We start from the raw sequence: 19,964 nt of genomic DNA, 5'->3' as shown, positions 1-19,964 counted from the left end.
AAAGGGTCGCGTAAGCGGCCCTTTTTTATAGGTGACGGTATCTATACAGCTCTGATTAAAATGATATAGTGGTTATAGTTAACAAACTTTTTATTATTAAATCGTATTAGCAGCGCGGTTCAGCCTGCTTATAAACGATGGTCTGATGCCGCTAATCTGGATGGTCTAACATGAAATTACAGCAGCTTCGCTATATTGTTGAGGTGGTTAACCACAACCTTAATGTCTCCTCAACGGCCGAAGGGCTCTATACCTCTCAACCGGGTATCAGTAAGCAAGTTCGTATGCTGGAAGACGAGCTGGGTATCCAGATTTTTGCCCGTAGCGGTAAACACCTTACGCAGGTTACCCCGGCAGGGCAGGAAGTCATTCGTATTGCGCGCGAAGTTCTGTCTAAGGTAGATGCCATTAAGTCGGTTGCCGGTGAACATACCTGGCCGGACAAAGGCTCGCTGTATATTGCGACCACCCACACCCAGGCCCGCTATGCGCTGCCTAATGTGATTAAAGGCTTTATTGAGCGTTATCCTCGCGTCTCTTTGCATATGCATCAGGGCTCGCCGACCCAAATTGCGGAAGCCGTGTCGAAAGGCAACGCAGATTTTGCCATTGCAACCGAAGCGCTGCACCTGTACGACGATCTGGTGATGCTGCCGTGCTACCACTGGAATCGTTCGATTGTTGTCACGCCTGACCATCCGCTGGCGGGTAAATCCTCCGTGTCGATTGAAGAACTGGCGCAATACCCGCTGGTGACGTACACCTTTGGCTTTACCGGACGTTCAGAACTCGACACCGCGTTTAACCGCGCGGGTCTGGAGCCGCGTATTGTCTTTACCGCGACCGACGCGGATGTTATTAAAACCTATGTGCGACTCGGACTGGGCGTGGGCGTGATTGCCAGCATGGCGGTCGACCCGATTTCCGATCCGGATTTGGTACGGGTTGATGCGCATGATGTCTTTAGCCATAGCACCACCAAAATCGGTTTTCGTCGTAGTACGTTCCTGCGCAGTTACATGTATGATTTTATTCAGCGTTTTGCGCCGCATCTGACGCGCGATGTGGTGGATACGGCGGTCGCGTTACGTTCTAACGATGATATTGAAGCAATGTTTAAAGATATTAAATTGCCGGAAAAATAATAACGGGCCAGCGCTCGTCGGTATCTCAGTATGAAAAACGCTACCGACGGGCAAGTCTGAATTAGTTACATTAACCGCATATTATTTAAGGGGAATGTTCGCCAAAGTAGTTTTAAATTAGAAAATCTGCTCAAAACCCTGTCAAATATTTAAATCGGATCAAACAATTGATTTATTCACGGCCCAGGATTCGAAAATTAACTGGCTTTTTCACGCCTTTTTCTTTAGGATTTCTCTTATCTGATGATTAATTGTACCAATCGTTTGGTGCCAATATGATAAGTGATTTCGATAGTATGAGGTTAGCGATGCCTTCTGGAAACCAGCCAGCACGCCGGGATCCCGCGCTGAAACGTAAAGCATGGTTCACGGTCTTTCTCGGTTCAGTCCTGTTCTGGATTGTTGTTGCGCTCGTGGTTTGGAATGTGTGGAGTTAGTCATGTCCGTGCAACAGCAGCAACCCACGTCTACACCTTCTCAGCAAGACAATGAGCCAGCGCAGGAGGCGACTACTGAATGTAGAAAGAATATTCCTGACGCGTGGCAACTTTCCCCAGCACAGCAGGCTTTTATTGATCTATTTGATGAAGACGAAGAACAGAAACAATAATTAACCCGCGTTTTATAGCCGTCATACTTAAAGCAGCATGTGCGTTATTTCCGTTCGTTCACCCCAGTCACATAGTTATCTATGCTCCTGGCGATTCACTCACTTGCCGCCTTCATGCCGCTCTAATTATTTTGGCTATATCTTCATTAGAATTAGTTCACCGTATTGAAGAGTGAATGACGTAATTCCACCTTCACGCCGTAATCCCCTTGTATCGCCATTTATGCTACTCCGCTTTTATCAATTTGAGTTGTTATCAAAGCGTTACATTTTGTTTGTGTTATCTTTAATACTAACCCTGAGAAAAGTCAGGGGATGCCACCCTGTCATTTAAGGAGGAGCTATGTCGTCGACCCTACGCGAAGCCAGTAAGGACACATTGCAGGTTAAAGATAAAACCTACCGCTACTACAGTTTGCCGCTGGCTGCCAAATCATTGGGTGATATCACCCGTCTGCCTAAATCGCTAAAAGTCTTGCTGGAAAACCTGCTGCGCTGGCAGGACGGTGATTCAGTTACTGAAGAAGATATTCATTCTCTGGCTCGATGGCTGGACAATGCCCATGCCGATCGCGAGATTGCCTATCGACCCGCCCGTGTACTGATGCAGGATTTTACCGGCGTTCCGGCGGTGGTCGATCTGGCGGCCATGCGCGAAGCGGTTAAACGCCTCGGCGGTGATACGGCTAAAGTGAACCCGCTTTCACCTGTTGATCTGGTGATTGACCACTCGGTGACGGTAGACCACTTCGGTGATGATGATGCGTTCGAAGAGAACGTTCGCCTGGAAATGGAGCGTAACCACGAGCGCTATGTGTTTCTGAAATGGGGGCAGCAGGCATTCAGCCGCTTCAGCGTTGTGCCGCCGGGGACGGGGATCTGCCACCAGGTTAACCTTGAATACCTGGGAAAAGCGGTGTGGAGTGAATTGCAGGATGGCGAGTGGGTGGCTTACCCGGACACGCTGGTTGGTACCGACTCCCACACTACGATGATTAACGGCCTTGGTGTACTGGGGTGGGGCGTGGGCGGAATTGAAGCAGAAGCCGCGATGCTGGGGCAACCGGTCTCGATGCTGATCCCGGATGTCGTGGGCTTCAAGCTGGATGGAAAACTACGTGAGGGGATCACCGCCACCGATCTGGTCCTGACCGTGACCCAGATGCTGCGTAAGCACGGTGTGGTCGGTAAATTTGTTGAATTCTATGGTGATGGCCTCGACACGCTGCCGCTGGCAGACCGTGCCACCATTGCCAATATGGCACCGGAGTATGGTGCGACCTGCGGTTTTTTCCCCATTGATGGCGTCACGCTCGAATACATGCGCCTGAGCGGTCGCAGCGAAGAGCAAGTTGAGCTGGTTGAGTCCTACGCCAAAGCGCAGGGAATGTGGCGTAATACGGGCGATGCGCCGATCTTTACCAGTTCCCTGGAACTGGACATGGCCGATGTGGAAGCCAGTCTGGCCGGACCGAAGCGTCCGCAGGATCGCGTCGCGCTGGGGGATGTCCCGAAAGCATTTGCGGCAAGCAATGAGCTTGAGCTGAACAGTTCGCACAAAGACAGTCAGCCGGTCGACTATGTTCTGAACGGTCATCAATACCAGCTGCCAGACGGTGCGGTGGTGATTGCGGCTATTACCTCCTGTACCAACACCTCAAACCCGAGCGTGCTGATGGCGGCGGGCTTACTGGCGAAAAAAGCGGTCACTCTTGGTCTGAAACGTCAACCATGGGTCAAAGCCTCGCTAGCACCGGGATCAAAAGTGGTGTCTGACTATCTGGCGCAGGCCCGGCTGACCCCGTACCTTGATGAACTGGGGTTCAATCTGGTTGGTTATGGTTGTACCACCTGTATTGGTAACTCTGGGCCGTTACCCGATCCAATTGAAACGGCGATTAAAAAAGGTGACCTGACGGTGGGGGCGGTACTTTCCGGTAACCGTAACTTTGAAGGACGCATTCATCCGTTAGTGAAAACGAACTGGCTGGCCTCTCCGCCACTGGTGGTCGCATACGCGCTGGCGGGCAATATGAACATTAACCTGACCAAAGATCCGCTCGGACACGATAAAAAAGGTGACCCCGTATATCTGAAAGATATCTGGCCTTCTGCACGGGAAATTGCCCGCGCCGTCGAGCAGGTATCCACGGAGATGTTCCACAAAGAGTATGCGGGAGTGTTTGAAGGCACGCCGGAATGGAAATCGATCCATGTTGATCGTGTCGACACCTACGGCTGGCAGTCTGACTCGACCTATATTCGCCTGTCACCGTTCTTCGAGGGCATGCAGGCTACGCCGGCTCCGGTAAACGATATTCATGGGGCACGTATATTGGCGATGCTGGGTGACTCGGTGACTACAGATCATATTTCCCCCGCTGGCAGTATTAAGGCGGACAGCCCGGCAGGACGCTATTTGCAGAGCCACGGCGTTGAGCGCCGGGATTTTAACTCCTATGGTTCACGACGTGGAAATCATGAAGTGATGATGCGCGGTACTTTTGCCAACATTCGTATCCGTAATGAAATGGTGCCGGGGATTGAAGGTGGGATGACTCGCCATTTACCGGGGACGGAAGTGGTGGCGATTTACGATGCGGCCATGCGTTATCAGCAGGAGAGCGTGCCGCTGGCGGTGATTGCCGGTAAGGAATACGGATCAGGCTCCAGTCGCGACTGGGCAGCGAAAGGCCCACGTTTGCTGGGTATTCGCGTGGTCATCGCAGAATCGTTTGAGCGAATTCACCGTTCCAACCTGATTGGTATGGGGATCCTGCCGCTGGAGTTCCCGCAAGGGGTGACGCGTAAAACGTTGGGACTCACCGGTGAGGAAGTGATTGATATTACGGATTTACAAACAATTCAACCGGGCGCCACAATTGCGGTAAATATGGTGCGCGCAGATGGCAGCAAAGAGGTGATTATGTGCCGCTGTCGTATCGATACTGCGACGGAGTTAACCTACTACCAGAACGACGGTATTTTGCACTATGTGATTCGTAATATGCTGAAGTAAAAAGTGAAAAAGCCTACGCATTTTGCTATTCAGAGATCTTCAAATAAAAGCGCAGGTGATCAGGTGTGGGCTGGTCCGGCTGAAAATTGCCGACGTGTTTCCGTAAGGCCAGGAGAGCCAGCATGGATGCTGGCTCAGGGTGCGTTTTACAGGGAGGTTTCCTCGCGCCCGACCCGGTAGCCTGGAGGAATAAGCGGAGGGGATTGCGAAGCAACAATTTTCCGCGCCGGGAGCCGGGATTGTAAAGGGCGTGGCGGAGAACGCCCTTTACACGTTCACAGGAATCGGTGCTTCAGAAAAACGATGAGCATGAGGTGAACGGAACCTTTCTCTGAGATAGCATGTTCATTACCTCCCCAACACATGTTGATGCTTTCTGAAACTGAGTCGTTAACTGGACGACATTATGCGTAAGCAGGCTTTTCATGCGGCAGGCGCATGTGCAATTACCGGGCGATTATTCGCTCAATAAGTGGCCCATTTTGGCGGCTTTGGTATCCAGATAATGCGCATTTTTCGGGTTCCGGCCCACGATCAGCGGCACGCGTTCGACAATATTGATCCCAGCTTCGGTCAGAATCTCAACTTTCTTCGGATTATTGGTCAGCAGTCGTACAGCATCTACGCCCAGCAGCTTAAACATATCTGCGCACAGGGTGAAGTCGCGCTCATCGGCAGCAAAACCTAACTGGTGGTTGGCTTCAACGGTATCGTAGCCTTGATCTTGCAACGCATAGGCGCGGATCTTATTCAGCAGGCCGATGTTGCGACCTTCCTGACGATGGTAAAGCAGGATACCGCGTCCCTCTTCAGCAATGTGCGTGAGCGCTGCTTCCAGTTGGAAACCGCAGTCGCAACGCAGGCTGAACAGCGCATCGCCAGTCAGACATTCGGAATGGACGCGTGCCAGGACCGGTGTTTGACCCGAAATATCGCCAAATACCAGCGCGACATGATCGTGCCCGGTTGCCAGTTCTTCAAATCCCACCATCAGGAAATCACCCCAGGGGGTCGGCAGTTTGGCTTCTGCCACACGTTTAAGCTGCATGTATTTCTCCAGATTACGCTGGCACTCGCCGTGCCGTCGCCTATTGGCTTCTGTATGGCGCTATTTTGCCATAAGGCGACGGCGTTCGCCTAATGGCGACAGCGCATTCGTATTTGCAATGGCACAAAATTGTCAATTTTCCCGGCGCGCAATTTTTTCAGTTATGATTGTGAGACTTATCGACGAAAGGAGATGCAATGCTTTCTATCGCAAAGCGAACCGGCGTAGGTGCTGTTCTGTTGTTGATTATGCCAGTGTCCATGTGGGTGTCTGACTGGAGTTGGCAGCCAGGGAACAATGTCTGGTGGTTAAAATCCTTATACTGGATAACGGAAACGGTGACGCAACCCTGGGGAATCATTACTCATGTGTCCCTGTGTGTGTGGTTTTTGTGGTGTCTGAGATTTCGTCTGAAAGCCGCGATGATGCTGTTCGCCATCCTTGCTGCGGCAATTTTGATCGGCCAGGGGGTCAAGTCATGGGTAAAAGAAAGGGTGCAGGAGCCACGACCTTTTGTGGTTTGGCTGGAAAAAACGCACCATGTCCCTGTTGATGAGTTCTACACTTTAAAGCGTAAAGAGCGCGGACACTTAGTCAAAGAGCAATTATCAGGACAGCAGGATATCCCGACCTTTTTACGTAAACACTGGCAAAAAGAGACGGGTTTCGCATTTCCCTCTGGTCATACGATGTTTGCCGCCAGTTGGGCGTTACTGGCCGTGGGGCTATTATGGCCGCGTAGACGTACGCTGACGATTGTTTTCTTGCTGGTCTGGGCGACGGGTGTAATGGGCAGCCGTTTGTTACTGGGCATGCACTGGCCGCGAGATTTAGTCGTGGCGACGTTGATATCATGGCTGCTGGTTACGTTGGCGACATGGCTTGCACAACGGGTCTGTGGGCCATTAACACCGCCGGGTCAGGAGCAACAAGAAATCGCGCAGCGTGAACAAGAAAGCTGACCGTGATTGATTTTTCGCGTTTTGCCCTTAAATCATAAAGACTAAAGCGCTTTTCCATTTCGCACTCGTCGTGAAAATGGTAATTTAAAGGGCTCAACGCGGTAAGTTGTACACGATTTATTCGCTCAAACCACATAACGGGAAGTAATGTGAAATATTTACTCATTTTCTTACTGGTGTTGGCGATTTTTGTTATTTCGGTGACATTAGGTGCGCAAAACGATCAACAGGTAACGTTTAACTACCTGCTGGCCCAAGGTGAATATCGTATTTCTACGCTGCTTGCTGTGTTGTTTGCTGCAGGATTTGCGATTGGTTGGTTAATTTGCGGCCTTTTCTGGCTGAGGGTTCGCGTGTCTCTTGTGCGTGCCGAACGTAAAATCAAACGACTGGAAAACCAGCTTGCGCCTGCGACCGACGTTGCGGTCTCTGCCGATTCGTCGGTTGTGAAGGAATAATTATTTATGCTGGAGTTGTTGTTTCTGCTGTTACCTGTAGCCGCTGCCTATGGGTGGTATATGGGTCGCAGAAGTGCGCAACAAACAAAACAGGACGAAGCTAACCGTCTGTCGCGTGATTATGTCGCCGGGGTTAACTTCCTTCTGAGCAACCAACAAGATAAAGCGGTGGATCTGTTCCTCGATATGTTGAAAGAGGATACCGGCACCGTTGAGGCTCATCTCACCCTCGGAAACCTGTTCCGCTCGCGCGGTGAAGTCGATCGCGCTATCCGCATCCATCAAACGTTGATGGAAAGTGCGTCATTGACCTACGAACAGCGTTTGCTGGCGGTTCAACAACTCGGTCGCGATTACATGGCCGCAGGTCTGTATGACCGTGCTGAAGACATGTTCAATCAGCTTACCGATGAAACCGATTTCCGCGTGGGTGCGTTGCAACAGCTGTTGCAGATCTATCAGGCAACCAGTGAGTGGCAAAAAGCCATTGACGTTGCGGAACGCCTGGTGAAGCTCGGTAAAGATAAGCAGCGAATTGAGATCGCACACTTCTACTGCGAACTGGCCCTTCAGCAACTGGGCAGCGACGACATGGACCGCGCCATGACGTTGTTAAAAAAAGGGGCTGCCGCCGACAAAAACAGTGCGCGGGTTTCCATCATGATGGGACGCGTGTACATGATGAAAGGGGACTATGCGAAGGCGGTCGAAAGCCTGCAGCGCGTAATTTCCCAGGACAAAGAACTGGTCAGCGAAACGCTGGACATGCTACAGAGTTGCTACCAGCAACTTGGTAAGAACGATGAATGGGCGGAGTTCTTACGCCGCGCCGTAGAGGAAAATACCGGTGCCGCCGCTGAGCTGATGTTGGCGGATATCCTCGAAGCGCGTGAGGGCAGCGATACCGCGCAGGTTTATATCACCCGTCAGTTGCAGCGTCATCCGACGATGCGCGTCTTCCACAAACTAATGGACTATCACCTCAATGAGGCCGAGGAAGGGCGTGCTAAAGAGAGTCTGATGGTGTTACGGGATATGGTCGGCGAACAGGTTCGCAGTAAGCCGCGCTACCGCTGCCAGAAATGCGGATTTACCGCCTACACGCTGTACTGGCATTGCCCATCGTGCCGTTCATGGTCAACCATTAAGCCAATTCGCGGTCTTGACGGTTTGTAATTAAAAAAATACCGACTTTAGTTACAACATCCTTATTGTTTAATAACATCCTGCACATTTAGCCTCCGTGCCACATCGCCAGGCAGCGATGTAATCGAATCTGTTAATTTCCTATGACCACAGGTAGAATGCACGCCGTTTACCCATTTTGTGCCGAAAGGTGCCCATCTTCAGGAAGGTCTGGTTATGACGTTTACTGCTTCATCTTCTCCCCGTGCTGTTACTGATTCTCCTGTCGTTGTCGCTCTGGACTACAATAATCGCGATAAAGCATTGGCATTTGTCGACAGAATTGATCCCCGTGATTGCCGTTTGAAAGTGGGCAAAGAGATGTTCACGCTTTTTGGGCCTCAATTGGTGCGTGACCTGCAGCAGCGGGGATTTGATGTATTTCTGGACCTGAAATTCCACGACATCCCCAATACCACGGCACATGCCGTAGCGGCTGCGGCAGACCTTGGCGTGTGGATGGTTAACGTTCATGCCTCGGGTGGGGCACGGATGATGACGGCGGCTCGTGAAGCCTTGATACCCTTTGGTAACGATGCGCCGTTGTTAATTGCCGTGACGGTGCTGACCAGCATGGAAGCCAGCGACCTTGCCGATCTTGGCGTGACGTTGTCACCTGCGGAGCATGCAGAAAGACTGGCACGGTTAACGCAAAACTGCGGGCTGGACGGCGTTGTCTGTTCTGCACAGGAAGCGGTACGATTCAAACAAGAGTTTGGTCAGGCGTTTAAGCTGGTAACGCCTGGTATTCGTCCTGAAGGCAGTGAAGCGGGCGATCAGCGCCGCATTATGACGCCACAGCAGGCACTGTCAGCGGGTGTGGATTATATGGTGATTGGTCGTCCGGTCACGCAGTCGGCGGATCCGGCCCAGACGCTGAAGGCGATCAACACCTCACTGAAACGAGGAGCGTAAATGAGCGACGCTAACTCTCGTCTGGTCTACTCGACTGAGTCCGGACGAATTGACGAACCTAAAGTGGTGACAGAACGTCCAAAAGGCGATGGTATTGTGCGAATTCAACGCCAGACCAGCGGTCGAAAAGGAAAGGGCGTTTGCCTGATTACCGGTATTGATCTGGACGACTCAGAGCTAACCAAATTAGCAGCCGAGTTGAAGAAAAAATGTGGCTGTGGTGGGGCGGTGAAAGAGGGCGTCATTGAAATACAAGGCGATAAACGCGACCTGATTAAATCCTTGCTGGAAGCCAAAGGCTTGAAAGTTAAACTGGCTGGCGGCTAATAAAAAAAGCCACGAAAATATTCGTGGCTTTATTATTAGTAATGTAAATAGTACGGTCGCGAAAAAGTAAACGTATTATTATATCGAGCCGGTCAACCGTAGATTATTTACCCACCTGGTGGCCGATAATACCACCTACTGCAGCACCACCCAGCGTACCCAGCGTACTGCCGTCCGTCAGGACTGCACCACCAATGGCACCTGCACCCGCACCAATGGCGGTGTTACGGTCTTGTTTAGACCAGTTAGAGCAGGCACTCAAAGACATAGCCAGAGTAATCGCCAGAATGGCAGCGGTCATTTTTTTGCTCGTTACTAACATAATACTTTCTCCTGAATGATTGATTCACGGAATCCAGTCTCTTTAATGATAGCGTTAAATTAAGGTCATTAAAGGTATTTCCGTGAAACCGTTTAGCGCAGGGCATGACCATCAATCATCTGTTGATGAGAGTGTGTTCCTGTTATATCGCTAACATTAATTTTACGACATTACCCTGTTAACAACAGGTAAAAAGTCTTAATTGGACGGTCGGATAAGTCTCAGAGAGAAGATGATTTGCCGACAGGCAAATCATCAGGTGCTGTATTATGCGTGGGTATTGATGATGTTAACGGTTAATCCTGAATGCTCTAGCTGCATTTGCACGCTGGCGCTGAGTTTTGCATCAGTGACGACACGATTGAATCGCTCCAACGGACCGAGTGTGTACGGATGAATGGCGTCAAACTTCGAGCTGTCGGTGAGCACAATCACCTCTGCGCCTTTTTCCAGCACTGCATTGACCACGTCTGAACGCATCATGTCACGGCCGGTGAAGCCGGTTTCAGGCTGCCAGCCATCGATTCCAATAAAAGCCTTACTAAAGTGAACCTGCTGGATAAACTGACGCGTTAACGGCCCAACCATGCTTTCGCTTTTTTTCTGATAGATCCCGCCGAGGAGGATCACTTCGCAGGGTGTTTCTTTCAGCAGGTGAGCGATATAGCTGCTGACCGTAATGATAGTGACGTCTTTTTGTTCCGCCAGCGTTCTGGCCAGCAGTGCATTACTGCTACCGTTCTCAATAAATACGGATTCACCAGGATTGACCAGTGAGGCGGCAAACTCAGCCAGTTCACGTTTCAGGGTGAAGTTGGTCATCATACGCGTTTCAACATCGTCGCTATTCAGTGACACTGCGAAACCGTGTGCACGACGTAAATAGCTCTGTTTTTCCAGCGTGTTCAGATCCTGTCGAATCGTCACTTCAGAGACACCGGTGATTTTGGCAAGCTCAGATACGCTCATCTGGCCTTTATCGGTCACCATCTGCAAAATAGATTGTTGTCGGGAATTCATAGTATTAATTTTTATAGCGGTATCGTATCGGACATTAAACGGAGGTTACGTTATCAACAGTCTGATATCAGCAACCACATAACAAGAACAAAGCCGTCAGATCTCCCACGGGGCTTTGTGCTTTTTTGACAAAGACGCAGTTTCTTCGCTGACCGCGTTTAACAGTTCAGCCTTGAGGATTTCGAGATTGTGGATGGCTGAATGAGTGTCACCTGCAACAAGGATATCCAGTACGGTATCAATGCGTTCGGCCAGTCGTTTTGCGTCGATATCAGACATGGTCATCATCCTGGTGTCAAAGAATTTAGAATTTCATGATGCAGAAAATCATCACAAAAGAGAAGGGAAAAATAGTATTAACCGACATGATCGGAGAATATTATATATTCCGTGATTACAGACAGATACGATAGTCACGGAATGTACATTCTTCGCTATTTCTCGACGAGTATTCCTGCATGGTTAGCGCATTTTTTTATTCAGATGTCGCTTATACCAACGTTCAAACGCGGCAGCTGGCATTGGCTTAGCGAACAAAAATCCCTGACGCTCATTGACACCATTCTTGGTCAGAAAGGCATCCTCTTTCGCACTTTCCACGCCTTCCGCAATCACCTGTAGATTTAGCGCTTGCGCCACCGCAACAATGGCGCGTACCAGCGACTGTGAAATTGATTGTTTGTGGATATCCCTGACGAAGGTCTGGTCCAGTTTAATCGCATCGAGCGGGAAGCGGGCAAGCTGGGAAAGTGAAGAGTATCCGGTGCCAAAATCATCCAAATGGATCTGGGCGCCAAGCTGACTAAACTGCTGAATAACGGACAGTGCCAGCTGTTCATTCTCAATTAAACTGCTTTCCGTTAACTCGACGTCAATGGGGCAATACTCAAAATTCAGATCGTGGAGAACCTGCTTCAGATCGGTGAACAGTGTTTGATCGGCCAGTTGACGCGCCGAGACGTTTACCGCCACGCGCAAATTGATTCCCTTATCGCGCCACTTCGCCACCTGGCGCACAACGTCCAGAATCACCCAGCGCCCCAGCGGGACGATAAGCCCTGATTCTTCGGCGTAAGAGATAAATTCCAGCGGCGGAATTAACCCACGCTCCGGCGACTGCCAGCGGACCAGCGCCTCCACGCTGCGGACTTCACCCCGCCAGGTTATTTTGGGCTGGTAGTGGATCAGCAACTGATCGTTTTCCAGCGCCTTACGCAAGTTGGTATCGAGCCACAGATACTCGAACACCCGCTGATTCATTTCAGGGGAGAACACGCAAAACTGCCCGCGACCGCCTTCTTTGGCGGTATACATGGCGGTATCCGCGTTGCGAATGACGTTTTCGCTGTCATTACCATGCTGGGGTGCCAGGGAAATGCCGATAGAACAGCCGGTATATATTTCAATCAGGCCAATACGGAATGGTAGCCGCAGACGGGTCAGAATGCGCGAGGCCGTGGCCTCCAGTGCCCCCTGGGAGGTTCCCGTCGCGAGGACGATAAACTCATCACCACCGAAGCGCGCCAGTAACTGGTTATCTTCGAGGCAACTTAGGATGGCCAGCGAGACACTCTGTAAAAGCTGGTCGCCAAACATATGCCCGTAGGCATCGTTGACCTTTTTGAAGTTATCGAGGTCGAGATAAATAATGCCAACCTGCGTGTCGCCCGCGTTATCAATCGCCTCGCTAATCAACTCATGAATGGCGTTACGGTTGGGTAACCCGGTGATGGAGTCGGTGTTCGCCAACACGCGAAGTCGCTCCTGGGCGCGCCGCTCTTCGGTAATATCGGTCCCGGAACAGATCAGAAATATTTCGTTCTTACCGCTGCCGTTATGCACAAATTTATTACGAAACAGGAACAGGCGCTGACCCTTACAGGTGTTAACCCAGCGCTCGACTTCATACGAGTTGCCTTCACGAAAAAAAACGTCAATATTGCGTCTTGATACCGCAGCTTCACGACGGCTCATAAACAGCGTGAAGACGCTTTGCCCGATCACTTCACGTTCTCTTAGCCCGGTATATTCTTCGCATAACCGATTAAAACGTTGAATGTTACCCTGTCGGTCAAGTATCACGATAACTGAATTGGCTTCCGATACGACCTGTTCGGCAAAGGATAATCCTTGTGCCAGATCGCGTGCCACAGAAGGGGTGTCGTCCCAGGCTGATGCGCTACCAGCCCATTCACGTTTATTAATTTTTCGCCCGACAAGGTGCACGGGAATGTCATCCGTATCGATGGGAAGGGTCATCAGCAGACTGGATGTAATCACCGTCATTTCCCGAATGCGATCGGCTTGTTCCGGTGATAATTCGATGGTTTGTTCTGCTGCGGCCGCTTCGTCAATAGAGAAATGCAGGATGTTACACTCCTCTGACAAACGCCAGTAGGGGCTGTGAGAACCCACGTAGCTATACAACGTAACCAACTCCCGAGCGTCTTTCATGATGTGTACTATCCCGTTTAAAGCGCATAGAGCCTCAAAAGTAAGGGTAGCCATGATTCATACAGGGTAATTATGGCTGAACATATTGTTTTATTTATATATTTATGTGTAATCCAGATTCAGAAAAAAGCAAAGATGCAGAACTGAAAATAGTAAAAATAATTTGGACTGGATGAAGGAAGTGTAGTGCGTGGCGGCGTTTCAGGGGGGAAAAGAAAACGACCTTTCACAAAAAGAGAAAGGCCGTTGAGTTTAGTGGTGCTACGCGGCTGGACGTGCGATAACGCTGCGGGTTTCCATTCGCACTTCGGCGATGGTCACGTCGATCACGTCAGTGACCTTGTAAACCACATCACCTTTGATCTGTACCGTGCCGTTTTCCTGGCTGCACACCAGTTCATCACGGACCGCGTGCAGGAACGGGGCCGGGATAAACGCGACGGCGCCATTGTCGACTAAGCGCACCCGCATACCGCCGCGGCTGATATCGATGATTTCAGCCGCAAAACGGGTGTCAGTCCCGGCTTTGTCACTCAGGAAGCGGGCGTATAACCAGTCACCGACGTCACGTTCGGCCATCCGGTTCAGGCGACGGCGTTCTGTCATCTGTATCGTGATGTCGTCCTGTGGTCGAGCGATGGTTTCGCCTTTAATTACCGCTTTTAACAGGCGATGGTTGATCATATCGCCATACTTACGGATAGGTGAGGTCCAGGTGGCGTATGCCTCCAGGCCCAGCCCAAAGTGCGGACCTGGCTCGACGCTGATTTCAGCGTAGGACTGGAAACGGCGAATACGGCTATCGAGGAAACCAGAGGGTTGAGCATCCAGTTCACGACGCAGTTTGCAGAAGCCTTCCAGCGTCAACACCTCTTCGGCATCCACGTGCATACCATGGGTTTTCAGCAGGGCGGCCAACGCTTCAGCATTCGCCGGATCGAACCCCATGTGTACGTTATAAATCCCGAAGCCTAGTTTGTCGCGAAGAACGCGCGCGGCGCAGATGTTTGCCGCAATCATCGACTCTTCCACGATACGATTAGCAATGCGACGCGGTTCCGCCACGATATCCAGCACTTCACCTTTTTCACCCAGTACAAAGCGGTAATCCGGGCGATCTTTAAACACCAGGGCGTGGTTATGACGCCACTCGCCACGGCTCATGCAGATACGCTGCAGCAGACGGATCTGCTCGGCAATTTCGTCGTTTTCAGGCTGCCAGCCATTATTCCCTTCCAGCCAGTCAGACACGTTGTCATAGGCCAGTTTCGCTTTGGATTCGATGGTCGCCGTGAAGAAGGTGATGTCGTCTTCAATAGCGCCGTCAGCCGCGATGGTCATGCGGCAAGCGAGCACCGGACGGACTTCGTTAGCCCGCAGCGAGCACAGGTCGTCTGACAGTTCACGCGGTAACATCGGGATATTGAAGCCCGGGAGATAGTTGGTGAACGCGCGAATTTTAGCCGTGTTATCCAGCTTGCTGCCTTCGGCAATCCAGGCGGTAGGATCGGCAATGGCGACGGTTAATTGCAGTTTGCCATCTGCCAGTTCCTCGACGTACAGCGCATCGTCCATATCTTCGGTGCTGGCACTGTCAATGGTGACGAAGTTCAGTGCGGTAAGATCCTGACGTTCCAGACCTTCATCCAGCATTTCGGTAGCTACGCCGTTCGGTGCTTCTTTTTCAAGATTGTGGCGCGCCAGCGTGACCCACCAGGGGACGAAATGATCGTCAGCAAAGGTGATGAACTGGGTTAATTCAGCGTAGAAGGTGCGGTCGCCTTTCAGCGGATGGCGACGCATTTCTGCGACGGCCCAGTCACCTTCCTTAAATTCATGATCCACACCGCGAGCAGCGCGGCAGGGGATAGCGTCTTTCAGTAACGGATGATCTGGCACAATGGACAGACGATCGTTCTTACCCTGAACTTTACCCACGAAACGCGTCAGGAACGGTTCAACCAGTTCTTCCGGCTCGGCAGATTCGCGATCTTTTTCGCTATGGATCACCGCGACAATGCGGTCACCATGCATCACTTTTTTCATCTGCGGCGGTGGAATGAAATAGCTTTTTTGTGCATCGACTTCCAGGAAGCCAAAGCCTTTTTCCGTGGCTTTTACCACCCCTTCAGCACGTGGCGTCTGGGAATGTAGTTGCTGTTTAAGCTGCGCTAGCAGCGGGTTGTCCTGAAGCATAATTGTCTATTTTCGTGGCCAAAAGAGCGGCTGACAGTTTTACGCGAAACTGCCAGTCGCAGCAAGCGCTCTTTCAATGAGCGGAGTGGTTAGTGAGTATCGCCCAGCGCGATTTTCAAGCGATTCAACCATCCGCACAATCCACTCCAGGCCAGTAAGTTAATAGCCTGTTCCGATGAGGTACCCTGTTCAAATAACGGGGTTAACAGTGCGGCGTTAAAACGGTCGGGCGCCCGGGTTAACCATTGTACCGCTTGCAGGGTAGCGCGCTCAACCGGATGTCGTTGTTCCCAGCGCTGCAATTCGCGTTCATCCAGACGCAGTATCGTGATGAAGTCCGCCAGTTGATGAACTGTGCGAGCCTGTTCATTAAAGCATGCCACGCTGCCGTTAATGCGAGATGTCAGCAGCGTGGCGAGAGAAAATGCCCTCGACGGTGTATCTGTACATAGCGTACTGGTCAGTAATGATCTGAGTAAAGCCAGGATCGTCGGTGAATGTGCCAGCAGCGGCGCGAGCGTTTGTAAATCCGGGATGCGCCCGTTTTGGTCAACGCTGCCTGGAAAAGCCTCGCGAGGCGGGATGACGTCAATCGGGAATGCGGCTATATGCCATTGTGCATCGGCGTTGTTAAAAATAGCGGCCTGCGCGTATTGCTGAACATCAAGGCCCGGTATGCGACGCAAAGGATGGCCAAAATAAGCCTGAAGGACCGCCACGACACGGGCCTGAAAACCGACAAAGCCGATGACCTGATTAATCAAGATGATATCGCAGGTTGTTAATCCAACATCATCAAGATGCTGGCGATCGCGTGCGCCAATCACGGCGGGAGAACTGGCAAGTTGGCGAGCATACTGGGTAATTTGTGCCAGCCGGTGATTACTCTCACGGGAGGAGTCCGGGCCTGGTAGCGGGGTCAAACGCGCTGCGTAGTGGTTACACAATCGTTGGATGCCGTAAACCTGAGCGACAGTTAAGGCGGTACTCATTCGTTCATAGGCGCTGAACGTATGTAACGGATTTAGGGCAACATCAGCAGGGAAGAGAAGGTGAGCAAGTTCACGGGCAGGTTCTAACCAGGACTGAAAGGGTAACAGCGCGACTTCCGGTATCGCCAGGTCCAGCAAAAAACTGTCTTCGACGTTTGCTGCTTCTGGCACCAGCGGGAGAACATCTTGCGGATAGGTGCTGGACTGCGTTTCATGATACCAGTGGCTTTTGCCTTCAATTCGGCGTTGTTCCATGGGCGTTCCTTGGTCAAAAAAGTGGTGACCCGGATACGTCGTTATGTTCGTCCGCCGGATCGTTTGCGCTGCAATATCCTGGCGTAAGCTGATGAGGGGATGAAAGATTGTTACGTGATAATAAATATCAGAAAAGTATATATGACAGGGAGTAGCTGACGGGAGGGGGAAAAAATCATGGGCGACATCGCGCCGCCCACAGAGGAGGTCTGAAAGATTATTTCAGTTCCAGCTCGTTCATTGCTGCGATGCTGAAGCCACCGTCAACGTGAACGACTTCACCAGAGATACCGGCAGACAGGTCAGAGCACAGGAATGCTGCTGAGTTGCCCACATCTTCAATGGTCACGGTACGACGAATCGGGGTCACTGCTTCGCAATGAGCCAGCATTTTACGGAAATCTTTGATGCCAGAAGCCGCCAGAGTACGGATTGGACCTGCGGAGATTGCGTTGACACGCACACCTTCCGGACCCATCGCGTTAGCCATATAGCGGACGTTTGCTTCCAGAGACGCTTTCGCCAGACCCATTACGTTGTAGTTCGGGATAGCGCGCTCTGCGCCCAGGTAGGACAGCGTCAGCAGTGCAGAGCCTGGATTCAGCATCGAGCGGCAGGCTTTTGCCATCGCTACAAAGCTGTAGGCGCTGATGTCATGAGCGATTTTAAAGCCTTCGCGGGTTACCGCATTCACATAGTCGCCATCCAGCTGGTCTGCCGGTGCGAAACCGATGGAGTGTACGAAACCGTCGAATTTATCCCAGGTTTTGCCCAGTTCAGCGAACATGGTGTCGATGCTGGCGTCTTCAGCCACATCGCACTGCAGGACGATGTTGGAACCCAGTTGAGCTGCAAATTCTTCCACGCGGCCTTTCAGTTTGTCGTTCTGGTAGGTGAACGCCAGTTCAGCCCCCTCGCGGTGCATCGCTTGAGCGATACCGTAGGCGATGGACAATTTACTGGCAAGACCGGTCACCAGAATGCGCTTACCGGAAAGAAAACCCATAGCTTTAATCCTTATAGTCATTACTTATTTTTTTAGCAATCAATGCGTTATGATTGCAATTTCAAGGTCACTCGAAATTGGTCTGAAATTATATCCCACTCTCTGCCCCTTGTGTCACGATCTTTCTCTGCGAGTCACCATACGGTTAACGACAGTAAAAGGTATTTCGGGAGCCGTGGCATCGTTGTCAGTATCAGTGGCCTGTCACTATTCGTTGCACGTGAGGAGTATATCACTCCCCCCAGGTTCTGCCTCATCCAACCAGACCGGAGCAAGGGCGAGGGCAGAAAACACGAGGACTCAACGGCGTAAAATGGTATGATTTGCCTTTAGTCGATATCCGCAAACATATCAAGGTAGGAAGATTCTTAAAACAAAAAAGTCGACAATATTCATCTTGTTAATATATATTGTTTTTATCGATCAATAATCAATCATTGATCGATATTATTGATTGATTATAATTAGAAGCGCATTATCAGTATGTTATGATCAATTGGAGTGGTCTTATGCGCTATCATTTCATCGCGGAACCGATGAGAGACACAACGGAAAAGTTGCTGGGTGTTGAGATGATCGCCCGGTTTACCTCAGAGACGGTTCACCCGTTACATTCAGATTTCATCATTGCCGCGTGGAATAGTGCACAAAAACGCCATTTCATGCTTGAACAAATCGCGTTAATCACCCGAAAGCGCGCCTGGTTTGAGAGCAATAACCTTTTTTGTACACTTAATCTGATTGATGAAATGGCGCTTCTCGCGATAGGCGACCCTGCCATAACCTCAGCCTTACACGCTGTGCCGTGTATTGCCCTTCAACTCTCAGAACGTTTCCTGTCGAATACCGCTTGCCTGAATAACCTGCTGATTAATTCTCTGCGTGACGGGCCTAATGCCTTGTGGTTGAGCAATCTTGGCTCAGGTAGCGTGGGGGCGAGCCCGCTGGTTAGCGGTCATTTTGACGTGGTGAAAATAGATCGCGCCTTCTTTTTTTCGCAGGTCGAAAAGCCGATGTTTCCGGTTCTGATTAAGAACATCAGGGAATATTGTGACCGTGTGGTCGTCGAGGGGCTGGAGAACGCGCGGCTTATTGATGAGCTAAGCCATGCGGGTATCTGGGCCGTACAGGGTGATATTTTTCCGCCGGTTGCATTTAGCGACATTGAAGCATTGCTACCTGCAGATATTGTTCACTGACGATATAAAAAAGCCCTCCATCAGAGGAGGGCGTCAATAACAGTTAGCGATCTTTGCGCCAGGCATCGGCGGTCAGCGCCTCACCGAAATGCCCGGAAATCAGGCGGCGGGTCAGTTCATGCAGCGGCGAGGCCAGCACATCCGCTGTACTGCCGCGCTCGACGACTTCGCCCTGGTGCATCACCAACACCTGATCGCTGATGTGTTTCATCATCCCAATATGCTGCGTCACATAGATGTACGAAATACCCTGTTTCTCCTGTAACTCCAGCATCAGGTTAATCAGCTGCGAACGCATCGACATATCCAGCGAGGCCAGCGCTTCGTCTGCGATAATCACTTTGGGACGTAAAATCAGGGCGCGAGCTAACCCCAAGCGCTGTTTTTGTCCTGGCGCCAACATATGCGGGTAGTAGCTAACGTGATCGGGCAGCAGACCGACCATGCGCATGGTTTCGACGATCTGCTTGCGGCGTTGCTCCGGCTCAAGGTCGGTATTCAGACGTAGCGGAAAATCGAGGATCTGCGAGATACGTTGACGCGGGTTCAACGATGTTGACGGATCCTGGAAAATCATACGAATGCGCTGGCTGCGAAAAGAATAATCACCGTATTTTAACGGATGATCGTCAATCAGCAGCTCACCGCTGGTCGGCTCAACCATTCCGGCCAGCATTTTCGCCAGCGTCGATTTACCGGAGCCGTTTTCGCCAATGACGGCAAGCGTCTGGCGCTCACGCAGCGTAAAACTCAGTGGCTTGACGGCTTCTACCGTCTGGCGACGAAACAAGCCCGTCCGGTAGCGAAAGGTTTTGCTCAGGTTACGTACTTCGAGCAGTGTTTCTACCATC

19 protein-coding genes are annotated in these 19,964 nt (G+C 51.1%); 10 read left to right on the top strand and 9 right to left on the bottom strand.

Features of this window, described 5'->3' with window-relative positions; genetic code table 11:
- Positions 1–170: 170 nt before the first annotated feature.
- The 4 genes from cysB (at position 171) to acnA (ending at position 4,774) form a co-directional block, all read left to right on the top strand.
- Positions 171–1,145, top strand: coding sequence for an HTH-type transcriptional regulator CysB (gene cysB, locus FDW98_RS13725; RefSeq protein ID WP_115258322.1), 975 nt, complete (start codon positions 171–173; stop codon positions 1,143–1,145).
- 296 nt (positions 1,146–1,441) lie between these two features.
- Entirely contained in the window at positions 1,442–1,582 is a 141-nt protein-coding gene (locus tag FDW98_RS13720) for a YmiA family putative membrane protein (protein ID WP_213083822.1), read from the top strand.
- Positions 1,583–1,584: 2 nt separating this feature from the next.
- Entirely contained in the window at positions 1,585–1,755 is a 171-nt protein-coding gene (locus tag FDW98_RS23425) for a hypothetical protein (RefSeq protein ID WP_170974142.1), read from the top strand.
- Between the two features lie 343 nt (positions 1,756–2,098).
- Entirely contained in the window at positions 2,099–4,774 is a 2,676-nt protein-coding gene (acnA, locus tag FDW98_RS13715; protein WP_096756825.1) for an aconitate hydratase AcnA, read from the top strand.
- Positions 4,775–5,231: 457 nt separating this feature from the next.
- Here acnA and ribA read toward each other — a convergent pair whose 3' ends face one another.
- A complete protein-coding gene (gene ribA / locus FDW98_RS13705) occupies positions 5,232–5,822 on the bottom strand; it encodes a GTP cyclohydrolase II (RefSeq protein WP_096756827.1) in 591 nt (196 codons plus the stop codon).
- 197 nt (positions 5,823–6,019) lie between these two features.
- On the opposite strand from ribA, the gene pgpB reads away from it, so the two are divergent.
- The 5 genes from pgpB to yciH all read left to right on the top strand — a co-directional run bounded on the left by pgpB (position 6,020) and on the right by yciH (position 9,669).
- Complete coding sequence (gene pgpB, locus FDW98_RS13700; RefSeq protein WP_096756828.1) at positions 6,020–6,784, top strand: phosphatidylglycerophosphatase B; 765 nt, start codon at positions 6,020–6,022, stop codon at positions 6,782–6,784.
- A gap of 149 nt (positions 6,785–6,933) precedes the next feature.
- Complete coding sequence (locus FDW98_RS13695; RefSeq protein WP_096756830.1) at positions 6,934–7,242, top strand: LapA family protein; 309 nt, start codon at positions 6,934–6,936, stop codon at positions 7,240–7,242.
- A 6-nt stretch (positions 7,243–7,248) separates the two neighbouring features.
- Positions 7,249–8,418 carry a lipopolysaccharide assembly protein LapB gene (gene lapB / locus FDW98_RS13690; protein WP_096756831.1) on the top strand — a complete coding sequence of 390 codons (1,170 nt, stop codon included), beginning with the start codon at positions 7,249–7,251 and terminating at the stop codon, positions 8,416–8,418.
- 186 nt (positions 8,419–8,604) lie between these two features.
- On the top strand, positions 8,605–9,342 hold the full coding sequence (gene pyrF / locus FDW98_RS13685) for an orotidine-5'-phosphate decarboxylase (protein WP_096756832.1): 738 nt from the start codon (positions 8,605–8,607) through the stop codon (positions 9,340–9,342).
- Positions 9,343–9,669: a stress response translation initiation inhibitor YciH gene (yciH, locus tag FDW98_RS13680; protein WP_096756833.1), complete on the top strand. Its 327-nt coding sequence runs from the start codon at positions 9,343–9,345 to the stop codon at positions 9,667–9,669.
- Between the two features lie 103 nt (positions 9,670–9,772).
- Here the strand turns inward: yciH and osmB are convergent, their stop codons facing one another.
- The 7 genes from osmB to fabI form a co-directional block, all read right to left on the bottom strand.
- Positions 9,773–9,991: an osmotically-inducible lipoprotein OsmB gene (osmB, locus tag FDW98_RS13675; protein ID WP_096756834.1), complete on the bottom strand. Its 219-nt coding sequence runs from the start codon at positions 9,989–9,991 to the stop codon at positions 9,773–9,775.
- A 267-nt stretch (positions 9,992–10,258) separates the two neighbouring features.
- Positions 10,259–11,011 carry a DNA-binding transcriptional regulator YciT gene (locus FDW98_RS13670; protein WP_096756835.1) on the bottom strand — a complete coding sequence of 251 codons (753 nt, stop codon included), beginning with the start codon at positions 11,009–11,011 and terminating at the stop codon, positions 10,259–10,261.
- Between the two features lie 96 nt (positions 11,012–11,107).
- Positions 11,108–11,290, bottom strand: a complete 183-nt coding sequence (locus FDW98_RS13665) for a hypothetical protein (protein ID WP_096756836.1) — start codon at positions 11,288–11,290, stop codon at positions 11,108–11,110.
- Positions 11,291–11,473: 183 nt separating this feature from the next.
- Positions 11,474–13,465, bottom strand: coding sequence for a cyclic di-GMP phosphodiesterase (gene pdeR / locus FDW98_RS13655; protein ID WP_096756837.1), 1,992 nt, complete (start codon positions 13,463–13,465; stop codon positions 11,474–11,476).
- A gap of 261 nt (positions 13,466–13,726) precedes the next feature.
- Positions 13,727–15,661 carry an exoribonuclease II gene (locus FDW98_RS13650; RefSeq protein WP_096756838.1) on the bottom strand — a complete coding sequence of 645 codons (1,935 nt, stop codon included), beginning with the start codon at positions 15,659–15,661 and terminating at the stop codon, positions 13,727–13,729.
- A gap of 89 nt (positions 15,662–15,750) precedes the next feature.
- Entirely contained in the window at positions 15,751–16,908 is a 1,158-nt protein-coding gene (locus FDW98_RS13645; RefSeq protein ID WP_096756839.1) for a carboxymuconolactone decarboxylase family protein, read from the bottom strand.
- Between the two features lie 217 nt (positions 16,909–17,125).
- Positions 17,126–17,914, bottom strand: a complete 789-nt coding sequence (gene fabI / locus FDW98_RS13640; RefSeq protein WP_096756840.1) for an enoyl-ACP reductase FabI — start codon at positions 17,912–17,914, stop codon at positions 17,126–17,128.
- Between the two features lie 509 nt (positions 17,915–18,423).
- Between fabI and FDW98_RS13635 the strand changes: the two genes are divergently transcribed.
- Complete coding sequence (locus tag FDW98_RS13635) at positions 18,424–19,113, top strand: EAL domain-containing protein (RefSeq protein WP_096756841.1); 690 nt, start codon at positions 18,424–18,426, stop codon at positions 19,111–19,113.
- A 43-nt stretch (positions 19,114–19,156) separates the two neighbouring features.
- On the opposite strand, the gene sapF is transcribed toward FDW98_RS13635, so the two are convergent.
- A complete protein-coding gene (gene sapF, locus FDW98_RS13630; protein WP_096756842.1) occupies positions 19,157–19,963 on the bottom strand; it encodes a peptide ABC transporter ATP-binding protein SapF in 807 nt (268 codons plus the stop codon).
- Position 19,964 lies beyond the last annotated feature (1 nt).

This window comes from Citrobacter sp. wls711 (genome assembly GCF_005281055.1).
Lineage (GTDB): Bacteria > Pseudomonadota > Gammaproteobacteria > Enterobacterales > Enterobacteriaceae > Citrobacter > Citrobacter gillenii.
Note: the sequence above shows the minus strand (reverse complement) of the source record. Positions and strands in the feature narration are given on the sequence as shown.

Excerpts from the sequence above, each read along its gene's own strand:
- acnA (WP_096756825.1), top strand. The coding sequence starts at position 2,099 with ATGTCGTCGACCCTACGCGAAGCCAGTAAGGACACATTGCAGGTTAAA.
- sapF (WP_096756842.1), bottom strand. The coding sequence starts at position 19,963 with ATGGTAGAAACACTGCTCGAAGTACGTAACCTGAGCAAAACCTTTCGC.
- cysB (WP_115258322.1), top strand. The coding sequence starts at position 171 with ATGAAATTACAGCAGCTTCGCTATATTGTTGAGGTGGTTAACCACAAC.
- pyrF (WP_096756832.1), top strand. The coding sequence starts at position 8,605 with ATGACGTTTACTGCTTCATCTTCTCCCCGTGCTGTTACTGATTCTCCT.
- osmB (WP_096756834.1), bottom strand. The coding sequence starts at position 9,991 with ATGTTAGTAACGAGCAAAAAAATGACCGCTGCCATTCTGGCGATTACT.
- pdeR (WP_096756837.1), bottom strand. The coding sequence starts at position 13,465 with ATGAAAGACGCTCGGGAGTTGGTTACGTTGTATAGCTACGTGGGTTCT.
- FDW98_RS13635 (WP_096756841.1), top strand. The coding sequence starts at position 18,424 with ATGCGCTATCATTTCATCGCGGAACCGATGAGAGACACAACGGAAAAG.
- pgpB (WP_096756828.1), top strand. The coding sequence starts at position 6,020 with ATGCTTTCTATCGCAAAGCGAACCGGCGTAGGTGCTGTTCTGTTGTTG.
- FDW98_RS13665 (WP_096756836.1), bottom strand. The coding sequence starts at position 11,290 with ATGTCTGATATCGACGCAAAACGACTGGCCGAACGCATTGATACCGTA.
- FDW98_RS23425 (WP_170974142.1), top strand. The coding sequence starts at position 1,585 with ATGTCCGTGCAACAGCAGCAACCCACGTCTACACCTTCTCAGCAAGAC.
- fabI (WP_096756840.1), bottom strand. The coding sequence starts at position 17,914 with ATGGGTTTTCTTTCCGGTAAGCGCATTCTGGTGACCGGTCTTGCCAGT.
- FDW98_RS13650 (WP_096756838.1), bottom strand. The coding sequence starts at position 15,661 with ATGCTTCAGGACAACCCGCTGCTAGCGCAGCTTAAACAGCAACTACAT.
- ribA (WP_096756827.1), bottom strand. The coding sequence starts at position 5,822 with ATGCAGCTTAAACGTGTGGCAGAAGCCAAACTGCCGACCCCCTGGGGT.
- lapB (WP_096756831.1), top strand. The coding sequence starts at position 7,249 with ATGCTGGAGTTGTTGTTTCTGCTGTTACCTGTAGCCGCTGCCTATGGG.
- FDW98_RS13645 (WP_096756839.1), bottom strand. The coding sequence starts at position 16,908 with ATGGAACAACGCCGAATTGAAGGCAAAAGCCACTGGTATCATGAAACG.
- FDW98_RS13670 (WP_096756835.1), bottom strand. The coding sequence starts at position 11,011 with ATGAATTCCCGACAACAATCTATTTTGCAGATGGTGACCGATAAAGGC.
- yciH (WP_096756833.1), top strand. The coding sequence starts at position 9,343 with ATGAGCGACGCTAACTCTCGTCTGGTCTACTCGACTGAGTCCGGACGA.
- FDW98_RS13720 (WP_213083822.1), top strand. The coding sequence starts at position 1,442 with ATGAGGTTAGCGATGCCTTCTGGAAACCAGCCAGCACGCCGGGATCCC.